Here is a 20,954-nt window from a genome sequence, read left to right on the forward strand (position 1 = left end):
AGCAACGGTTTGACTCTCAAGAAAAATAATATAGGCATTGAACATATATTTAAAACAATAAAATACAGCTTCTATCCGTGTAGAATACTGTGCACCCTTTTACATAAAAATCATTTTTAAAATTATACAGGGGGAAAAAACATGACCATAGAAAAACAATTGATTCAAAAGACATATTATGAAACATTTTTAACTGAACAGGATTCTACTCAAGCTCCTCAAGTACTTGGAGAATCCTATATAAATGAAGCTCAAAATAAATTTTCCAATATCTCTAACATTCGTTTCGCACAGGGAGAAGTTTATTATCACCATAAAGATTTCGAAACAGCTATTTTCAAATGGGAGAAAGTAAACAATGATCTCTCACTATGGGCGAAAAAAAATATAGCAGATGCTTATTTTGAATTAGGGTTATTTTCAATAGCAGAAGAAATTTATACGTCTATTCAAACAGAAGACACCACATTAACGATGGAAGTGTCTTTACAGCTTCTTTCTCTGTACATGGAACAAAATCGTTTAGGACTGGCTTTTAAGGTCATTAGTGAAGCTGTTTCTTTCCAACCAGATTATCCAAATATTACTGCTATCGCTCGCTCCTTTTATGAAAAACAGCAAGATTGGAACAATGCCATTGACCTTGCTATTCAAGAAGGGATTCGAACGAAATCATTACATTGGTTTGAACTGTTAACAAGTTATGTGAATCAAGGATTCACAAAACAAATGAAACCAAAATATTTTTATGAAGCACTAAAAGTGTTATGTACCGTCGATTCCGTTCAATTTAAGCAACTTGTCTCATCACTTTGGAAAAGCTACCAAGATGAGTCAACCTACTTAGTATGGATTCAAACAATTAATCATCTATTTTTACACGTCGAAGTAGATGCTTACGATGCATGGGATGAAGTTATTACTCTTTATCAAGACACATACTGCGAATTAATTACAGGACAATATTTGATGCATGAACTTCACGAGCTTATTCCAGACTTATTAACGAATTGGTTCAGCTTAACAAGAGCAGAACATTCTCTATTTGTCTCCGCCGCAACACTAGCATGGAATGAGGTTGCACCTAAGAGCCTCGATACATTACTTGTAAAAAGCGCTGAAACGCTTCTTTCCAGTTCAACAATATATAACGCAGTTGACTTAGATAAAGTTTCAAACCTTTTTGAAACAATTGTCGTATGGGCTGAAAAAAATGATGTAGATTTAAGCCATTCTTTCACATGGCTTGTGCGAGAACTTTCTGATTTACATGTACAACAAGTTCTCATTACAGGTACAAATGATCAAAGTAAATCATCCTTTATCAATTCTATATTAGGAACCGATATACTAAAAGATTCCTCTAAAGCCGCTATCATATTTAAAGATAGTGTGCAGACAGAATGTACGGAACTCACTGATTTAACAATACGAAAGACTTCCAATTTAGATGAATTTTACGAAATGCTAGCCGTTCCTTCAAAATCAGAATCTGAGCAGAAATGTATTGAATTTAAACTACCATGTAGATTTTTACGAAAAAATAAATTCTCATTTATCGTGACACCAGGTTGTGTTGAAACTGGAAATAAAACAAGTGCAAATCTTGATTACTTACACACAGCAGATAATCTATTATACGTTCTCAATCCCTCTTCATCTTTAATTGAGAAAGAAATCGATACACTATTATATGTGCAAGAACAATTGCCAAATTTACACGTTCATTTTGTTCTAAATACAATCGATACGCCTATTAATGAAGAGAAAGCAAATAAAAAGTTAACTGAAATCACATCCCAAATACAGGTACATTTCCCAAATGCACGCGTGTTCCCTTACTCATCTTTACATGAGAACAGCGGACAACTAAGTGATCTAACAGAATGCATTACTTCAAGCTTTAATAATAGAAATATAAAAAAAGAGCGCACAGAAAAGCTATTATGGTTCATTCAAAAGACCATCACCTATCTGTTAAATGAACGCGTACAATTAGAAAATACATTAGTAAAATCAATTCGCTGGAACAAGCACATTTTAGTAAAGCTAAATGGCTTTATTAATAACTTAAATGCGATTGAAAAAGATAAGACCCGCTCTATCACAGACTCATATCGTTTAACAAAAGATGAAATTATACATGATCTTCATAATCAAATTCCTGAATTATTGCAGAGTTGCTCTGATTTGATTCATGAAGACAGCGACTTCAAACAAGTTCCAGAAGAACTAAATACAGCAATGAATGAAAGAATCCAAAAACATTTACAGCAAATGATATTACCTAAGTTCACACGTTCTATTCAGGAATGGATTGAAACAGCACATAATGAATTTATTCAAGGCCAATCTTATTTAGATGAAATGAGTGAAGCATTTAATAAATTATACGAAGAAGAACGTCTGAAATTACCATGTGATTTTCAATTACTTGATGATTGGCGCCGAGATGTTGCAAGAATGACGAATCGAATCAAAGTTGCTGATGTGAATATTTTACTACGCTTTACACCAACACAATTTCTGTTAAAAAGTGCTGGAAAACTATTTGGTAACATGCAGAAAAACCAATCTATGCTTTACAACAAATACAAAAATTATATTGAGACTGAAGACTATACAGAAGTAACAACAATAATTTCTGAACAGTTCTTCCTTCAATTTGAATTATTTGAAAGTGCATTAGAACGTGACATTATGATGTTCTTTAAAGAGCCTCTCAGCATATTAAAGCAGACTGTAGAAGCAGCTCATCTCGAAATAAATCAGGATGAAAATGCACTAACAAAACTAAGAACAAATCCAGAAACATACCATGATCCTTTATCATTATTTAAATTACAGTTATTGCAATATAAATTTATGCTAAATCATAAACCGACTTCATCAAAAATAGAAAGTAACAAGGTGCCAACAATTTAAATAAGAGCAAAAAAACCAAGCAAATCATAACAATTGCTTGGTTTTTTTCTTACATCCTAGTTTACAATTTTCATATGATCAAACGGATAATAGATTGCGGTTAATGTTCCAAGCACTTCCGTTTTATGAATCATCCCTAAGCCATTACGACTATCTTTACTCACTAACCGATTATCACCCATAACAAAAATCTTATCCTTTGGAATTGTAATAGGACCAAAATCTTCAGTTAACTTCATAAGAAGTTGTTTCGCATGCTTTCTATTCTTATCCAGATAAGGTTCACTTTTCACTTGATGATTTACATATAATTGATCATTTTTCATCTCAATTACATCTCCTGGAAGCCCAATAATTCTCTTTACGTAAAAGTTATCAGTCTTTACTACAATAATATCTTCACGCTCATAAGTCTCAAACCTCTTTGCTAACTTATTAATAATTACTTTATCCCCATCTTGTAATGTCGGCCTCATCGATGCTCCTTGTACAGTTGTTGGAAAAAACACAAAAATCTTCATCAAGAAGAATACTAGAAATGCAATCGCAAATATTTCAACATATTCCCTAAAATAGCTTTTCTGCTTCATTTTCCACCTTCCATTTCTCTTCCCTAGTTAGATTTATCCCGCATTAACGGGCAGTAAGACCCCCACCTCAAGATTCAGAGAGAAACGAGGAAAGTAGGTGGAGGATCAACTGCCCATAAAAGCCCGATTGGTGCGGGCTGATAATCATTGGGGGATGAAGCCCCCACACTGATTAAAGTTTCACTTTATTAAAGATAGTTCTCACGATTAATTCTCAATAAAACCACAACTCAAAAGACTACCATTCCGATTTCCAACAAAAAAGCATTGTAGCATAATATATCATTAAAAAAGGATATCTCTAAAATAACTAGACAGCTATTATTAGAGATATCCTTTTTATATTCCAGCATAAATAATACACATCTGCGCAGCAATATATGTGAACCAGACCCAAAGCGGATCATACTTTACATTGCGACCACCAATATCTGTCACACCGATAATAAAATCAGAAATCACAAATAATAGTCCTCCAAACGCTGGAATCCACCACGTTCCACTATTTGCATAGTATAATGCAAATGCAAAGCATGCCATTCCACCAACCCATAAACCATATACGAGCGCACCAATTGTAAACAATTTATCTTGTCCTTGATTCCGAATAAAAAAGAACCAGCCAATTATTAAAAATAGACCGTAGACAATTACGCCAATCCAAAGCCCCTTCCATGAAATACCTGTTTGCAAAAACGCATTTACGTAAAAACAATGTGCAATAGCGAATGTGATCATACCACCGATTAATCGATGTCCAAACGGAATAAGCCCCGCCATAAATAAATCACCTAGCGTAGATAAAGTCATCCCAATCGCCACCCACTGGTGATACTCTACTGATGGATCTTGCAACCAAATCCAAATCGCACCACCTGTTAACGAAAAACTAAGAATAAGACGGACGAACAATGGCAATGGCTCATTTTTTCTAGTTTGTTTCGTCTTTCTTATAGCCAAAAACACACCAACCGTAAATAAAATAATTTGTCCAGTTAATAATAGATAAATTTCATTCATAATATGTACTCCTCAATAAATAGATACTAATGTTTTTTTCGTGGTATAACTTATATTTTCCTTTTTTATCTTCGAAAAGAAAAGAAAAAATTATAAAACTATACGAAAAACCACGAGAAAATGGCGAGAAGTGTTTCGTGTAAAGATATAATTAAAATTTTATTGGCAATTTGACGATGTGTATTTTTTCATCAGCTGTAAATTTAGCCATAGAAAAACTGCACCTCCAATTGTTAGATTACGTGTCTAACAATTGGGGTGCAGTTCACTTTAAGCTACTTGTTTCTCTTTTTCTGTTTTTTGCACATTTGGTGTGCGATTTACTACGATAATTCCCGCTGCTACACACGCTAGGCCAAATAAAACAAATGAATGGATTGCTTCCCCTAAAATTAGGCTAGATAGCATAACACCAAATACTGGTATAAAGAACATATACATCGACACTTTACCAACTTTGTTATACTTCATAACTGTATTCCATATGCAAAAACCTGCCGCTGATAAGAAGGATAAATACAGTAACATAAGTAGTGCTTTCATACTGAATACAAAAGGTATAAATCCAACTTGAAAAATACCAATACACAATAATCCGATAGATCCAAAGATCATCTGGTACGCTGTCATATACCCAACATCTAATGTTTTACTTCCCTCTTTCGCTAGTATATTTCCATATGAGTACATCATCGCTGCCCCAAGAAGCAATAATTCACCAATTCCAAAATGAAATGCCAAACTTCCGTCACTTGGCACATTTACAAGGATGACACCACAAAATCCGATAGACACACCAATTACTTTTCGAATATTTAATGCATCATCTTTATACAAAAAGTGTGCGAGTAAAATTTGGAAAAAAGATGACGTCCCTGAAATAATAGCACCTTCAATTCCGGAACTGTAACTCATTCCAATATAAAAGCATACATATTGAAGAAATGTTTGAAATACACCAATTTGTATCAATTGCTTTCCTGTCCCCTTTTTGAAGGACATATCTTTTCCTATTGCTTTAAAAAAGAATAAAAGCATCACGCCTGATAAGAAAAAACGATAACCAGCAAATAATATTTGCTCGCCAACTTCATGTGGCCGAATTCCGAGTTCAGCATAACTTAATTTAATAAAAGGAAATGCGCTTCCCCATAGAAATGTTGCTGCGAGTGCTGCAACAAATACACCAATCGGATGGGTAAAAAATTTCTCTGTCTTCACTTGATGTCTTCCTTTCCGACCTTTTTATGAACAATATTCATATATACCAAATGAAAAACAAAAACACAAGTTTTTCATTTTTTATACAAATAAAAACATATCATTACATAAGAACATATGATATGCTATGTAATAATTACAAAATAATAATTAATAAAAACAATTCTCATTAGAAATGCTGCTATCCGTATGGATGGCAGCTTTCGTCGTTTTATAGGGGTTTCGATTTTGATTCTTTTTCTCAATAAACACTTTGGAAGGAGCGAATAATTATGAACACAGAAGTAAAAACATTACCATCAAAAAAAGATACGTCTATCCCATCTTGGATTCAAACATTTCAAAAGCACTATGAACTAATCTTTGCAATCTTATCTGGTGTTTTCATTTTAGCTGGTTGGTTATTCACCAAAAACGAAGCAACAAACGCCGGAATTTCCTTTTATATCCTTGCTTATATAATCGGAGGATATGCAAAAGCGAAAGAAGGCATTGAAGATACAATTGAAGAGAAGGAATTAAACGTAGAAATGTTAATGCTTTTTGCTGCTATCGGTGCAGCTATTATTGGTTATTGGGCAGAAGGTGCGATTCTAATCTTCATCTTTGCACTAAGCGGTGCAATGGAATCTTACACATTAAGCAAAAGTCAAAAAGAAATTTCAGCACTACTTGATTTACAACCTGAAGAAGCTTTACGCATTTCTCACGGAACAGAAGAACGTATTCCAGTAGCTCAGTTGGAAATTGATGACATTATTTTAATTAAGCCAGGTGAACGCGTACCTGCTGATGGTACCATTCATAGTGGTGAAACAAATATTGATGAGGCAGCAATCACCGGGGAGCCTATCCCAAATGAGAAAAAATTAGGTGATGAGGTATTCGCTGGAACTGTAAACTTACGCGGTGCAATTGAAGTAAAAATTACAAAACGAAGCGATCAAACATTATTTCAAAAAATTATTCGTCTCGTTCAAAACGCACAAAGCGAAAAATCACCATCCCAACTTTTTATTGAAAAATTTGAAGGAACATATGTAAAAGGTGTGCTTATTGTCGTTGCTCTCATGATGGTTGTTCCCCATTTCATGCTAGATTGGAGTTGGAACGAAACGTTTTATCGCGCTATGATTTTACTCGTTGTCGCTTCTCCTTGTGCACTCGTTGCAGCAATTACGCCCGCAACATTATCTGCTATTTCTAATGGTGCAAGAAGCGGTATTTTATTTAAAGGTGGTATCCATTTAGAACGCCTTGCCTCAGTAAAGGCAATCGCCTTTGATAAAACGGGAACATTAACACAAGGAAAACCGACTGTAACAGATGTTTATGTACGTAATGGAATAACAGAAAAAGATGTACTATATATTACTGCTTCTATTGAAAGTCATTCCACACACCCGCTCGCAGAAGCGATTGTCAAGTACGCAAAACATGCATATGACATTACACTAACGAAACCAGAAAGTGTAGAAGATGTCACTGGATTTGGATTAAAGGGTATGTTAGAAAGTAAAACGTATAAGATTGGTAAAGCCGATTTTATTGGTGAAGAAGCAACAACTTTTCATAACGGTATCGCTACTACACTTGAACAAGAAGGAAAAACAGTAGTTTATCTTAGTGATGACAAAGGAATTCTTGGGCTTATCGCTCTAAAAGATACGTTGCGCCAGGAAACAATTGCTGCAATTCATGATTTACAGAGCATTGGTGTTGAAGCCATCATGATCACCGGTGATAACGAACAAACAGCTAAAGCAATTGCAACTGAAAGCAATATAAAAGAATACTACGCATCATGCTTACCTGAAACAAAAGTAGACACGATAAAACAACTAAAAGAAAAATACGGTACAGTAGCAATGGTTGGCGATGGTATTAACGATGCTCCTGCACTTGCTACATCAAGTATTGGTGTTGCCATGGGAGAAGGTACAGATGTTGCCTTAGAAACAGCAGATGTCGTTTTAATGAAAAATGAACTTTCTCGCCTTGCACAAGCCATTCGTTTATCAAAACGAATGAATCGCATCGTAAAACAAAACATTATCTTTTCTTTAGCGGTAATCGCGTTGCTCATTTGTTCAAACTTCTTGCAATTTTTAGCTCTTCCCTTTGGTGTTATTGGCCATGAAGGAAGTACAATTCTTGTTATTTTAAACGGATTACGATTATTAAAAGGCAATAACTAACGGGTCCCCCAGGCAGGGACCCGTTTTTCTTCACTATTTATCTTCAGTAGATTGTACGTTTAATGGTAACCGTTATGTCCATTCGCACTACTGCTTGTTTTATGTTTTGGATGCGAACTACTTTTTTGTTTACCTTGGCTTTTATTATTGTGATTCTTTTTATTATTACTCATTTTGAATCCCCCCTGTTCCTTTTTATTATGGAACAGGACGCTATTTTTCATTACGGGAATTATTGTCACTTGCTCGATAAGAATACAAGAGACCATTAATTTCACCACCAAGTAAAATAACCCAGGCCGTTAAATAGAACCATAACATTAAAATGATAATACCACCGAGACCACCATATGTATTTGCATAATTGGCAAATTTGTCTACGTAAAAAGCAAATGAGTACGATACCACAATCCATCCAATTGTTGCAAATAATGCTCCTGATACAACTTCTTTTCTTCTTAACTTTCGATCAGGCGCAAATGTATATAAGAAACTAAATAAGGCAAATAACACTAAAAAGCTGGCTACTAATCGTGTAATACTCCATACGAAGGAAAAACTCTCTGATAAGCCGAGCGCTTTAAAAACAGCTGCTCCAATTACCTGTCCAAAAACAGGGACAATTAAAGCAAAGACAATCATAAAAATTATTGACAGTGTGAGTACAATGGACAACGCTCTCGTTGTAATGTAAGAGCGTGTTTCTTTTACGTCATAAGCACGATTAAAAGCATTCATGACTGCATTTACACCATTTGATGCAAACCATAACATCGATAATAAACCAAATGATAGCAAACCACCATTTTGTTTGTTTACGACGCTATCGACATTCACCTCAATTAAATTCATTGCATCTTCTGGCACATAATTCTCTAATAAACTGAGCACATCCTCTGTATGAATGGGAATAAATCCAAGAAGTGTAATTAAAAAAACAAGCCCAGGAAAAATCGCAAGCAAGAAGAAATAAGCGAGCTGTGCTGCTAAGCCCGCTACGTCATCTCGCATCGTTCGGTCATAGAGACCTTTACCAAACGAATAGACACGATTTCCCCTTGCTTTCTCTAAAAGTTTTTTCATATTTCTCTAAACACTTCTCTTCTCTTCTTTATCCTGCTTCAACTCAATATATGCTTCCGTTTTTTTTTCCTCAGCATTTACCGGTTCTTCTCCCTTTAACTCATCTGACACTGGAGAAACTGCTTGAATTTCAATTGTTTCTGTTTTTTCTTTTGGCTCAGCTTTTTTCTTACTAAAGATTTCTTTCGTTTCTTTTAATGTCTCAACAACAGCTGGTGTCAATTTTTTAATTTCCGCTACCTTCGCCTTTACGACATTAAAATCTGCAAGTTCTCGCCCTTTATCTGTAACAGTTTGCACTTTTTCTTTAATCTTTGCATTCTCACCAATTTCAATCATTTTTGTTTTTGCTTTTTCCGCTGTATTTTTCACTTTCTCACGGTTTTCTTTCTTCAACATGGAAACAGCTACACCTGCTGCTACCCCAATCGCAATGTTTCGAGCTATATTATTCTTCTTTGCCATATTCCTTCACCCTTTCGTTTCTTATATTAGAAAGTATTTCTTTCTAAACTTTCTCATATTCCTTGCTCATTTCGAATGAATGCTAACAACTTTGCACACCCTTCTATTACAAGGTCATACACTTCTTGAAAGTTCCCTGTAAAATAAGGGTCAGGAACATCAGTCCAGCCATCGTCTGGAACAAAATCGGACAGTCTACCAATATAGCCTCCAGCTTTACCTAAACTTTCTAAGTCTGCTATATTCTTGTTGTCCATGGCAATAATATAATCAAACTTTGTTAAATCTTCTTTTTCTACTTGACGTGCTTTAATTCCTTCAAAAGAGACTCCATTTTCTTTTAAAATTTTTCTTGTTCCTTCATGAGGTGGGTGTCCAATATGCCAATCGCCTGTTCCAGCAGAATCAATTTGAAGTTTATGTTCTAGCCCCTCTTTCACGACAAGATCCCGAAAAATTGCTTCTGCCATCGGAGAACGACAAATGTTCCCGAGACAAACAAACAATACTTGAATCATATTTGTTTCTTCCTTTCTTGACGCATTTCTTATATATACATATAGTATAAACAACCAATTATTAATTATAAAGGAAATTCCTACTAATTTAATAGGATTGAAAAGTTTCATTAACGAAAATGATAAAAAATGTTAAGATATCCTTATGTTATTTCAAAGGGGGACACTTCGGTGGATTTATCCGTAAAATCACAAGAAAATGTTGAATATATGGTAGAGGCGATTAAAGAAAAGTTACGTATGGTAAATGCTGGTGCAATGCGTGCTGAAAGCTTTAATGAAGCTATGTACGAAGATTTACGTGACATTTATGATCATGTAATGAAGCGTGAAACATTTAGCATTAGTGAAATGCAAGCTATTACAGAAGAATTGGGTACGTTAATTAAAAAATAAAGAAAAGTCCCTTGATTAAGGGGCTTTTCTTTATTTTCACCCTTCTAAACGAAGTGAAGACGGATAGCACGTTAGAACTGTAACATGCATACTAATCATCTTCATCTCGTTCCGAAACGGAACTATCAAGGGTAAGTGATGGTAGTTCAATTCTAACAAATTCATGACATCCCCCTACTTTTCTACATCTATTTTCCAAATACTGTACAATAAAAGAAGAACCCCACCATCGATCTCACATCTATTACTCACTATATTACCATTGCTAACTGTGTTTACCGGAGGTGCTTTTCTATGAACAATTGGTACAGTAAAACGAAAGAGGAAACAATACTTTCACTTGAAACAAACGAACAACATGGTTTAACAAACGAAATAGTACAAAGTCGCCTAAAGAAATACGGCCGAAACGAACTCATCACAAAACAAAAAAGAACGCTATGGCAACGTATTTTTTCTCAAATTAATGATGTCCTCGTCTATGTTCTTTTAATTGCCGCTCTTATTTCAGCCTTTGTAGGTGAATGGGCCGATGCCAGCATTATTTTCCTTGTTGTTTTGCTAAATGCTGCAATCGGTGTTATTCAAGAATCAAAAGCAGAGCAAGCTTTAGAAGCATTAAAAAAAATGGCCACACCTAAAGCCATCGTAAAACGTGATGGTGAGTTAAAAGAAATTCCATCTGAGCAAGTCGTACCGGGAGATATTATTATGCTTGATGCCGGACGTTATATTCCGTGTGACTTACGCCTTATCGAAACGGCCAATTTAAAAATTGAAGAGTCTGCTTTAACAGGAGAATCTGTTCCTGTTGACAAAGATTCTACGTATCATCCTTCTCTTCAAAATGAAGAACAAGTACCACTAGGCGATCAAAAAAATATGGCATTTATGTCAACACTCGTCACGTATGGACGTGGCGTTGGGGTTGCTGTTGAAACAGGTATGAAATCACAAATCGGAAAAATCGCTACTATGTTACATGAAGCTGACGACGATACAACACCACTTCAAAAAAGCTTAGCACAAGTCGGAAAATATTTAGGGTTTGTAGCTGTAGCAATCTGTATCATTATGTTCTTAATCGGATATTTCCAAGGACGAGATACACTAGAAATGTTTATGACTGCAATTAGCTTGGCGGTCGCGGCAATCCCAGAAGGATTACCAGCCATCGTCTCTATCGTTCTCGCAATTGGTGTACAGCGAATGATTAAACAAAACGTAATCATTCGCAAACTTCCAGCTGTTGAGGCACTCGGTTCGGTTACGATTATTTGTTCAGATAAAACGGGTACATTAACTCAAAACAAAATGACAGTTACTCACTTTTATAGTGACCATACATATGACAAACTAGAGAATGTAAACGTAAATAATGACGCCCAACGCTTATTATTAGAAAACATGATTTTATGTAACGACGCATCTTATACAGCCGAATCACAGACTGGGGATCCAACAGAAATTGCTCTTCTTGTTGCCGGCAGCACCTTTGATTTTCAAAAAGAGACGTTAGAAGTTCAACATAGACGTGTGAATGAATTACCTTTTGACTCCGAACGCAAGATGATGTCGACAGTGCATGAATATGATAAGCACTATTACAGCATGACAAAAGGAGCAATTGATAAACTCTTACCTCGTTGTACCCATATTTTCACAAATGGTGAGACAAGAATTTTAACCGATGCAGATAAAGAACAAATAGTAGAAGCTGCTCAAATGATGTCCCAAAAAGCTTTGCGCGTACTATCTTTTGCTTTCAAGCAGTATGACACACAAAACATCGCCAAGGATCACATAGAAGAAAACCTTATATTTATAGGGATTGTCGGTATGATTGATCCCCCTAGAACCGAAGTAAAAGCTTCTATTGCTGCATGTAAAAGGGCAGGGATTCGTACCGTTATGATTACAGGCGACCATAAAGATACTGCCTTTGCTATCGCAAAAGAGCTTGGCATCGCTGAAAAAGAAACTGAAGTCATGATTGGCACAGAATTAGATCGTATTTCAGATGAAAAATTAGCAGATGAAATTAATCATTTAAATGTATTTGCCCGTGTCTCTCCTGAACATAAAGTAAAAATTGTGGGAGCATTACGTGCAAAAGGAAATATTGTTTCTATGACTGGGGATGGCGTCAATGATGCACCATCTTTAAAACAAGCAGATATCGGAGTCGCAATGGGGATTACAGGAACAGATGTCGCTAAAGGAGCGGCTGATATGGTTTTAACAGATGATAACTTCTCATCTATTGTCAAAGCTGTTGAAGAGGGAAGAAATATTTATCGCAACATAAAAAAATCAATTCTTTTCTTACTTTCTTGCAACTTTGGAGAAATTATTGCACTCTTTTTAGCTATTTTACTAGGGTGGGCTACACCGCTTCGTCCCATTCATATTTTATGGGTGAACTTAATTACAGACACGCTCCCGGCTCTATCGCTAGGCGTTGATCCAGAAGATCCAGATGTTATGAAAGACAAACCTCGCGGAGAAAAGGAAAGCTTGTTTAAAGGTAGTGTCCCTTTCCTTATTCTGAACGGGGCTGTCATAGGGCTGCTTACTTTAATCGCCTTTATTGTTGGAGCGAAATTATACACAGGAGATACGAATATCTTCCCGTTGTTCCCATCTCAAATTGATGACGATGCATTACTACATGCTCAAACGATGGCGTTTGTCGTACTTAGTTTTTCACAGCTTGTTCATTCATTCAACTTACGATCTCGTACAAAGTCAATCTTTTCAATTGGAATATTCACAAATAAATACTTAGTTTTCTCCCTACTTATCGGTATCCTAATGCAAATATGTATTATCTCAATACCACCAATTGCCAACATATTTGGGGTACACGCCTTAACATTACAAGACTGGGGATTTGTTATCGTACTAAGTATTATGCCACTTGTTGTGAATGAGATTATAAAGGTGTTTAAAAGAAGCTAAAAGGCAATGAGGAATCTCCTCATTGCCTTTTTATTACCCTTGTAATTCTTTTTTAATATTCTCCGTAAGTTCTGCCATACGTTTCCGGCTTTCTTCACGTTCACGTTTGTTTTGTTCTTCGATTTGCTGCGTTTCTTGCATACCTCTTGAAATAATATTCCATGTTTCTTCAAGTGTTTCCATTTTAATACTAGAAGAGCCAGAAAGCCTTGCTACTTCTACACTTTGTGTTGCAATATTTTGTGCGTTTTTCTTAAGCAACTCATTTGTACGACGATCAAGCTCCGCCATAGAGTCAGCAACAAGCTTTTGACGCTTCGCATTCACAGCTTGAATAATTCCGTTTTTAAAAATAGGGATTGTTGTAATAAATGCTGTATTAATTTTACCAATTAATTTGTTATTACCACGTTGAATCATGCGAATTTGTGGTGCTGTTAATAGTGCAACCATACGAGCCTTCTCTAAATCATCAATGCGCTGCTCTAAAATTTCAACAGAGTTTCTCAAAGATTCTAATTCAATCCCTGCCAACTGATCATTATTACGAACGCGTTCTTCATACATTGGAACAAGTTCTGTGTTTAGACGCTCTAGTAACATTTCCCCTGCTACTACATATTTCTCTAAGTCTAAATAATATTTTAAGTTTTGTTCATATAAACCATCTAACGTACCAATTGATTTTTTCATTTCATCTTGGTATTTTGTAATTTCCACGTACACTTTGTCCATTTCACGGCCCATCGTTTGATACTTACTAAAGATTTGCTCAATCATTTTATCTGCTTTTTTAAACATACGAGAGAAAAAGCCACTTTTCTCTTCTGCGAAATCTTTACTATCAAACCTGTCCATAATCTTACCAAGTTGCTTTAATAATTCCCCAGAATCCTCTATCTTGGATAAAGACATCGTATGTAAAATTTGATCCGCGAAGCGAGAAATTTCCATAGAAGGTTCTTTCCCTAGCTCAATTAACTCCAACTGATCTTTAATATCAACAGCGTTATAGATACGTTGAACTTCGGCATCTTGTCTAAGCTGCAAACGGACATCTTGCGCTGTTTGTTCATTTAATTCTGTTTTTGAATCTAATACGATAGGATTATTGTTCATATGTTTTTCTCCCCTTCTTTATAAAAATGGGCGAAATAGCCCTTTTATTGTTTGAGATAAATTCTTATAAGCTGATGGACCATGAAATTCAAGATCAAAATTCACTTCTTCAAGCCAGTGGGAATCAAATGCCGCTGCTTCAATGTAAGGTTCAATATCATTTCTTCCTGTCGGATTAAAGTGCAATACATCAATTCCGATTTGATTTAAGAATAACAACAAGACAGCATCAGAACGAGTTAATTCTCCGCTCTTCTCATTATTAAATATAACAATTTTTGGTACTTCTTGCGAATAATCAAATTTCTCAAGTAACTCTAAAATACGAGGTGGAATTTGAGAAAGCTGTGCAAAAACATACAATGCTACCTCTTGTTTCGTTTCTTTTCCAACAGGTTTACAAAGTTCACTTTCACACGTATGAATAATCGCCTCAGCAATTCCATGTTGTAATCCTTCAGGTAAACGCTTATGCGGCCACCAATGACTGTTCATAATTTGATCGGGATGCAATTTTCCAGCGCGGTCTAATGCATCTCGATAATGAAATTGAAAGTTTGCTTTTTGTTCTTTTGTAAATGGAAATGTATTAATTAACAAGCTGTTATCAAATGTCGTTACTGTCTTCAATCTTTGGAAGTATTCTTTATCATTCTTCGAAACACCTGACACCTTCGCAAATAAAGACGGAATATAAATATGTTTATTTTCCACAAAGAATGTCGGACGTACAAATGCCTTCTCTTTCGTAATTAAAAATAGTTCATCATATGTTGTCTTTAGTGTACGTGCTACAGGTGTGTATGCGCGAAATTGCCACGGTTTGTATAATAAAGAATTGTCATGGTGGAGTACTTGTTCAATTTCTTTCGATGCTTGATAAGCCACCGTTGCGACACGTTCACGGCGCCGATCTGGAAATGGCTCAAGTGAAATACGACCTGAATGTGAAATAACAAAAGTTTTTTCTTGATCATCAACACTTTCAAAGCCGTCTTTTCCTTCTGGATGATAATATAAAACATCACACCCGAGCATAATAAGGAAGTATAAGAAATAAATACGACTCTCCTTTGCATCTCCATACCAAACGATGCGAGGCATTTGCTTTTTATAATTAATTGTCGAAAACCATTTTGCTACGTAATTTTCACTTAATTTAATAATATCAATTAAGAAACGTCGAAAACCTTCTGTTTTTAACGATTGATTATGCTGTTTCTCGTACAATTTTAGCACAGCGATAAATGTTGTATGTATATAGTGCTGTAAATCAGGGTTATCGACTTTTGGTAACAATTGTTTACCTGATAAATGTGCAACAAGACGATTTACTGTAAGACCATTCGGCGCTTCCTGATGTAGTATAAATACTTCTTGAATATGACGAAGCTTCTCAGAATCAATGACCTTATTTAAATTTTGTTCGTGTAGTACATGAATCCCTTTCGCTTCACTATAATCAAACAATTCATTAAAATATTCATCTACATCGTTAGGGACACCAAGAATTCGACAAGCTATGTAGCTAAATTGCATCTTATTCTCTGTTAATTCATACTGCGGCCGCTTTTCTAAAATCATTTCAAATTGTTTCAAATCATTTTCTGCTTTTAATGCGTATGGATGAAGTGTAAAACGCGAAAACACGACAGTTCACCTCCAAAAACATTTACTTTTTAAAAATTAATATCTTATCTCTTTATTATAAACTATTTTAGATTATAAAAAATGGGCGCTCGTATAACGAGCTAACCCATTTCAATTATTTATCTTCTTGCTTAGTAGCTGCAATCTCTTCGCGAGCTTGTCCTTTTCGCATATAGTGCAGAATAAATGTTGCGCCAAATGCGATAACAAGAATTATAAAGAATAACCAGTGTGGCATTTCAATATGCCAGACAGATAATAACATCTTCCCAGCAATGATTAAAATTAAAATATATGCCGTTGATTCAAGCTCAGGAATACGTTCTAGTAATTTTAAAAATACGCCAGCAATACCACGCATCATTAAAATACCGAGCATTCCACCTAACAATAGAATCCAAACTTCATTAGAAACACCAAATGCTGCAAGAACGCTATCTACCGAGAATGCAATGTCCATTAATTCAACCATTACAACTGTTCCCCAGAATACACCAAACATTCTAAAGAGAATGCTGTTTTCGTTCATGCCATGTGCTTCCTCTTCCTCATCATTTCCTTTTCGTTTATCCATAAAGTATTTAATAGAAAGCCATGCGAGATACAGCGCTCCTAATAATTTTACCCACCATAATTTAATTAAGAACATACCGATTCCAATCGCAATAAAGCGGAATACATATGCACCAATTAATCCATAAAATAATGCCTTTTTACGTTTTTCTTCCGGTAAATGTTTTACCATTACCGCTAACACAAGTGCGTTATCAGCAGATAATAAACCTTCAAGTACTACAAGTGTACCAATTAATCCCCATGATACCGGATCTTGCAACACCTTAATCCACATGTCCCAATCAAAAAATTGGGCATACGTATCAAGCATGCCTTGTAAAATGCTCATCTTACTGTTATCCCCTATTCTCTGCTAGATTTATAGAAAGGCGAAAAAAGGAAACGAAGTTCGTTTCCCTCTTACGCATCCAAGCCATACGCTCTTACAAGCGCACCTAATCCACCTTGGAATCCACTTCCTACTGCATTAAACTTCCACTGTCCATTATGACGGTATAATTCACAAAAGACAACTGCTGTTTCAATGGAGAAATCTTCCCCTAAATCAAAACGAAGAACTTCTTCATTTGTTTCTTCATTTGCTAAACGAGCAAATGCATTTGCAACTTGTCCAAAGTTTTGATTACGTCCTTCCGCATCATAAATCGTAACAGTAATTGCGATTCTATGCACATCTGCTGGAACTTTCGTTAAATCTACAACAAGTTGCTCATCATCACCTTCACCAGCACCAGTACGGTTATCACCTGTATGTAAAACCGATTCACAAGGAGATTGTAAGTTATTATAGAAAATAAAATTTGTTTCTTTCGTACATTTTCCATTTGCATCTAATAAAAAAGCAGATGCATCTAAATCATAATCAGATCCGCCATCATATGATTTAATGTCCCATCCAAGACCGATAACCGCTTTTGTAAGACCAGGGCTTGTCTTACCTAAATCAATTTTCTGTCCTTTTTGCAATTGAATAACCATTTATATTCACCTCTTATGCTATCATTCTAAAAACATATACATGAGTGACGTACATGTTCACTCATGTATATTTCTTTTATTACTCTACATCTAAACCAAAGTTATTACATAAAGATCCTAATCCACCTTGGAATCCACTTCCAATCGCATTAAATTTCCAATCACCCGCATGACGATATAATTCCCCTACTACTACTGCTGTTTCAATAGAGAAATCCTCACCAAGATCATAACGAATTAACTCTGATCCTTTCTCTTCATCTACAATACGTACGAAAGAATTAGATACTTGTCCGAAGTTTTGGCTGCGGCCTTCCCCGTCGTAGATTGTAATTGTGAAACAAATACGCTCAATATGAGCAGGAACATTCTTTAAATCTACTTTAATTGTTTCATCATCGCCTTCGCCGTCACCAGTACGATTATCTCCTAAATGCTCTACAGAACCATTTGCACCCTTTGGATTATTATAAAATACAAAGTCCTCTGGACCTGATACTTTTCCATTTGCACCTACTAGGAAAATACTAACGTCTAAATCAAAATCGTTTTGTCCATCATAACGATTTGTATCCCATCCAAGACCTACAAGAACGTTAGAAAGACCTGGGTTTGTTTTTGTTAAATCTACCTTTTGTCCCTTTTTTAACGAAATCGATGCCATATATTATTCCTCCTAAAATTATATTATTGATAACGTGATACAATCTCACTTAAATTTTTATCTTGCGTACCTTCTCCAACCGCAGCAAACTTCCATTCACTTCCATGACGGTACATTTCACCTGCAACTAACGTTGTTTTCCCGCCATAACTATCAGATAAATTGTAACGTGCTAATTCTTCACGTGTTTGCGGATTTTGAATACGAATATAAGCGTTCTGAATCATGCCAAAGTCTTGGCGACGATTCACGCAATCATAAATATTTACAACAAATACTAAACGATTAATCCGACTCGGAACTTTATGTAATTCTACGAAAATCGTTTCATCATCACCAGAACCTTCACCTGTTAAATTATCACCCGAATGAATAATACTTCCACAAGCAGACAGCTTATTACCAAAGTAAACAAGATCATTTTTATTTAAAAAACGATCATTTTCTAACATAATCACAGATGCATCACAATCGATGGTTGGTTTGCTTCCAAATAACGAAGATAGAAATCCACCTGATTGTCCCATTGGATCCCATCCTAAGCCAACCTGTAATTTTGCTACTCTTGGTTGTCCCTTCGTTAAGTCAATCTTCTGTCCTTTTTCTAAAATAATAGGCATGAAGTTTCTTCCTTTCCACAAGGTATTTTCCAAATAGGAAAATATTACATTCTTCTCTTATATTGTAGCATTAGTTGCCGATTGAACAAAAGAATAAATTTTCAATTATATGAAAACATCTACTTCATTTGTTTATGAGGATGTAAGAAATGGCAAATTACCCCAAACCTCATAATTCACAGCATTTTCAATCGAGATAGAAATTTTCAATACAGATTGTAGTTTCTCAACACTCGGGATACTGGCATAGCGCGGAATATAATCCACGCCGCCAGTTATTATTTCTCTACTATTACCAACAACAAAATGACATGTTGCTCCCACTTTTCTAAAGGAGTTCGTTGGGAGATCAACTACCCGTAAAAGCCCGATTGGCGAAGGCTAATAACATGAATTGTATTTTCTAATATCGGTATCTACCTACTGAATGAACCTTAATAAGAGTTTACAAGATTTACTGATTCAGTCTTCACGTAAACACTATTGTACGCCTTATTATCTGAAACGATTTCATAATATGACCCTTGTGGGGTATGAATCGTATTTTTAATCGCCACCATTATATTTCGAGACGTGGAACCATTTTGATCTCCAGCTAGGTTTTTATATACTACTGAACTTGTCTTCAATGTTCCAAGTCTGTATTTATTCAAATCTTTACTTCCATTTATTGCATCTATTCTGTGCATAAGTGATGCAATTTGTTGTCCCCAGTTTTCATCACTTGCATACATAACATTCATACCTTGTGCTTTATCACCTAAATTCCCACCATTATATGTGTTTCCACTTGGCGTTAAGTAATGTTTATCGATGTACGCTGCACAAAAATCAATGCCCTCTTCCCATGTTTTAAATCCAGTTGCTCCGTTATATGGATCTGAGTCTACTGCTCTAAATCCAAATAAATTTTTCTTGTCTCGCGCAATACGGCTTGTTCCCCAACCAGACTCTAAAATAGCATGTGATAACAAGTATCCAGCATTCATCTTATACTTCTCTGCTGCACTTACAAAATATTCCCCGAGTCCAACAAGAGGACTATTCGGATTAGATTTACGTAAGAAATTATCAATCTCTTCACCTGTATAGGTAGAAGTTACACGCAGTGGCACATATTCAAAGTATTGATAACTATCTTTCCCACCAATTTGTGTTTTATCAAATGACTCGTAGCGCTCACCCTCTTTTAAATGCTTCGGTGCATTTCCAACTTGATACACTGCATGCTTACCAGTAGAAGAGTTATATACATAATGATATAGTTTCCCATTTTTTACGGAATAGTAAGAAGTTGCTGCCCCTGTCATCGTCGGATGCAATGTTACATCACCTATATTTACATATCCTGTCAATCCATCGATTTTCACATGTATACGATTCCCGACAGCTTTTACAAACTTTAAGTCTGCTCCACCTTTTACATATGTAAGTTTCTTTCCAGTCTGAATATCGTAAATATGAATAACGCCATTTGCGCGAACAAACCCTTGCTTCATATCTACAACCTTACCACCGTTTGTAATATAAGCGTCCTCTTTCATATTTTTCATAATTCGTTCAGCTTCTACTTCATTTGGTTTTTGGATTTTTTGAGATGAAGTAACAATTTCATATGAAGACGAACCTTGTTTCATTTTTAGGAATTGTAATGAGACGTACCCTTCACCGCCACTAAAACGAATTTTGGCCCAACCATTCTCTTTAGCAACTATTGTCACAGTCTCTCCATTTTTCAAATGACCAATAATTGCAGTTTCCGTAGATGAACCTTTACGAACATTTAATAGAGAAGCATTTACAACTGCTCGTTCTTCTATAACTTGTCCAGGAACAGTTGGTTTTGCAGGATCCATTCCAATTTGAATAAACTCTAGTGAAATATAACCTTCATGACCTTTATAACTAATTTTCGCCCAGCCGTTCGCCTTCCCTAAGATTGTTACCTTTTCACCATTTTTTAAGTTTCC

Annotated in this window: 17 protein-coding genes; 4 read left to right on the forward strand and 13 right to left on the reverse strand. The window is 35.5% G+C overall.

Going from position 1 to position 20,954, the window contains the following annotated elements:
- The first annotated feature begins 141 nt into the window (after window positions 1-141).
- A complete protein-coding gene (locus CN373_RS15005; RefSeq protein WP_098359612.1) occupies window positions 142-2,925 on the forward strand; it encodes a GTP-binding protein in 2,784 nt (927 codons plus the stop codon).
- A 56-nt stretch (window positions 2,926-2,981) separates the two neighbouring features.
- Here CN373_RS15005 and lepB read toward each other — a convergent pair whose 3' ends face one another.
- The 3 genes from lepB to CN373_RS15020 form a co-directional block, all read right to left on the reverse strand.
- Window positions 2,982-3,515, reverse strand: a complete 534-nt coding sequence (gene lepB / locus CN373_RS15010; protein ID WP_000810934.1) for a signal peptidase I — start codon at window positions 3,513-3,515, stop codon at window positions 2,982-2,984.
- Between the two features lie 339 nt (window positions 3,516-3,854).
- Complete coding sequence (locus tag CN373_RS15015; protein WP_001002949.1) at window positions 3,855-4,535, reverse strand: lysoplasmalogenase; 681 nt, start codon at window positions 4,533-4,535, stop codon at window positions 3,855-3,857.
- A gap of 270 nt (window positions 4,536-4,805) precedes the next feature.
- Window positions 4,806-5,756: a DMT family transporter gene (locus CN373_RS15020; RefSeq protein WP_000845718.1), complete on the reverse strand. Its 951-nt coding sequence runs from the start codon at window positions 5,754-5,756 to the stop codon at window positions 4,806-4,808.
- Between the two features lie 536 nt (window positions 5,757-6,292).
- Here CN373_RS15020 and CN373_RS15025 point away from each other — a divergent pair.
- A complete protein-coding gene (locus CN373_RS15025) occupies window positions 6,293-7,954 on the forward strand; it encodes a heavy metal translocating P-type ATPase (protein ID WP_430794188.1) in 1,662 nt (553 codons plus the stop codon).
- A gap of 213 nt (window positions 7,955-8,167) precedes the next feature.
- On the opposite strand, the gene CN373_RS15030 is transcribed toward CN373_RS15025, so the two are convergent.
- The 3 genes from CN373_RS15030 to CN373_RS15040 are packed head-to-tail and all read right to left on the reverse strand — an operon-like array spanning window position 8,168 to window position 10,020.
- Window positions 8,168-9,037 carry a YihY/virulence factor BrkB family protein gene (locus tag CN373_RS15030; RefSeq protein WP_098359614.1) on the reverse strand — a complete coding sequence of 290 codons (870 nt, stop codon included), beginning with the start codon at window positions 9,035-9,037 and terminating at the stop codon, window positions 8,168-8,170.
- A 6-nt stretch (window positions 9,038-9,043) separates the two neighbouring features.
- Window positions 9,044-9,502: a DUF4075 domain-containing protein gene (locus tag CN373_RS15035; RefSeq protein ID WP_001085382.1), complete on the reverse strand. Its 459-nt coding sequence runs from the start codon at window positions 9,500-9,502 to the stop codon at window positions 9,044-9,046.
- A gap of 53 nt (window positions 9,503-9,555) precedes the next feature.
- Window positions 9,556-10,020 (reverse strand): low molecular weight protein-tyrosine-phosphatase, encoded by a 465-nt coding sequence (locus CN373_RS15040; RefSeq protein WP_000616899.1) that lies wholly within the window; start codon window positions 10,018-10,020, stop codon window positions 9,556-9,558.
- A 171-nt stretch (window positions 10,021-10,191) separates the two neighbouring features.
- On the opposite strand from CN373_RS15040, the gene CN373_RS15045 reads away from it, so the two are divergent.
- Window positions 10,192-10,416, forward strand: a complete 225-nt coding sequence (locus tag CN373_RS15045) for a DUF1128 domain-containing protein (RefSeq protein ID WP_000366201.1) — start codon at window positions 10,192-10,194, stop codon at window positions 10,414-10,416.
- A gap of 294 nt (window positions 10,417-10,710) precedes the next feature.
- On the forward strand, window positions 10,711-13,377 hold the full coding sequence (locus tag CN373_RS15050) for a cation-translocating P-type ATPase (protein WP_001067216.1): 2,667 nt from the start codon (window positions 10,711-10,713) through the stop codon (window positions 13,375-13,377).
- A gap of 33 nt (window positions 13,378-13,410) precedes the next feature.
- Here the strand turns inward: CN373_RS15050 and CN373_RS15055 are convergent, their stop codons facing one another.
- The 7 genes from CN373_RS15055 to CN373_RS15090 form a co-directional block, all read right to left on the reverse strand.
- A complete protein-coding gene (locus tag CN373_RS15055; RefSeq protein WP_001063853.1) occupies window positions 13,411-14,496 on the reverse strand; it encodes a toxic anion resistance protein in 1,086 nt (361 codons plus the stop codon).
- A gap of 18 nt (window positions 14,497-14,514) precedes the next feature.
- Window positions 14,515-16,146, reverse strand: coding sequence for a YceG family protein (locus tag CN373_RS15060; RefSeq protein WP_000492827.1), 1,632 nt, complete (start codon window positions 16,144-16,146; stop codon window positions 14,515-14,517).
- 115 nt (window positions 16,147-16,261) lie between these two features.
- The gene (locus tag CN373_RS15065) at window positions 16,262-17,050 is read right to left on the reverse strand and encodes a TerC family protein (RefSeq protein ID WP_000025711.1); all 789 of its coding nucleotides are present in this window, start codon (window positions 17,048-17,050) and stop codon (window positions 16,262-16,264) included.
- A 71-nt stretch (window positions 17,051-17,121) separates the two neighbouring features.
- Window positions 17,122-17,700 carry a TerD family protein gene (locus CN373_RS15070; protein ID WP_000236655.1) on the reverse strand — a complete coding sequence of 193 codons (579 nt, stop codon included), beginning with the start codon at window positions 17,698-17,700 and terminating at the stop codon, window positions 17,122-17,124.
- 79 nt (window positions 17,701-17,779) lie between these two features.
- Window positions 17,780-18,364, reverse strand: coding sequence for a TerD family protein (locus CN373_RS15075; RefSeq protein ID WP_000146734.1), 585 nt, complete (start codon window positions 18,362-18,364; stop codon window positions 17,780-17,782).
- 23 nt (window positions 18,365-18,387) lie between these two features.
- Window positions 18,388-18,984: a TerD family protein gene (locus tag CN373_RS15080; RefSeq protein WP_001121601.1), complete on the reverse strand. Its 597-nt coding sequence runs from the start codon at window positions 18,982-18,984 to the stop codon at window positions 18,388-18,390.
- Between the two features lie 434 nt (window positions 18,985-19,418).
- Window positions 19,419-20,954 (reverse strand): SH3 domain-containing protein (locus CN373_RS15090; protein ID WP_098359615.1); only part of this gene is annotated, 1,536 nt, incomplete at its 5' end.

The organism is Bacillus cereus, from assembly GCF_002561295.1.
Taxonomy (GTDB): Bacteria; Bacillota; Bacilli; order Bacillales; family Bacillaceae_G; genus Bacillus_A; species Bacillus_A cereus_S.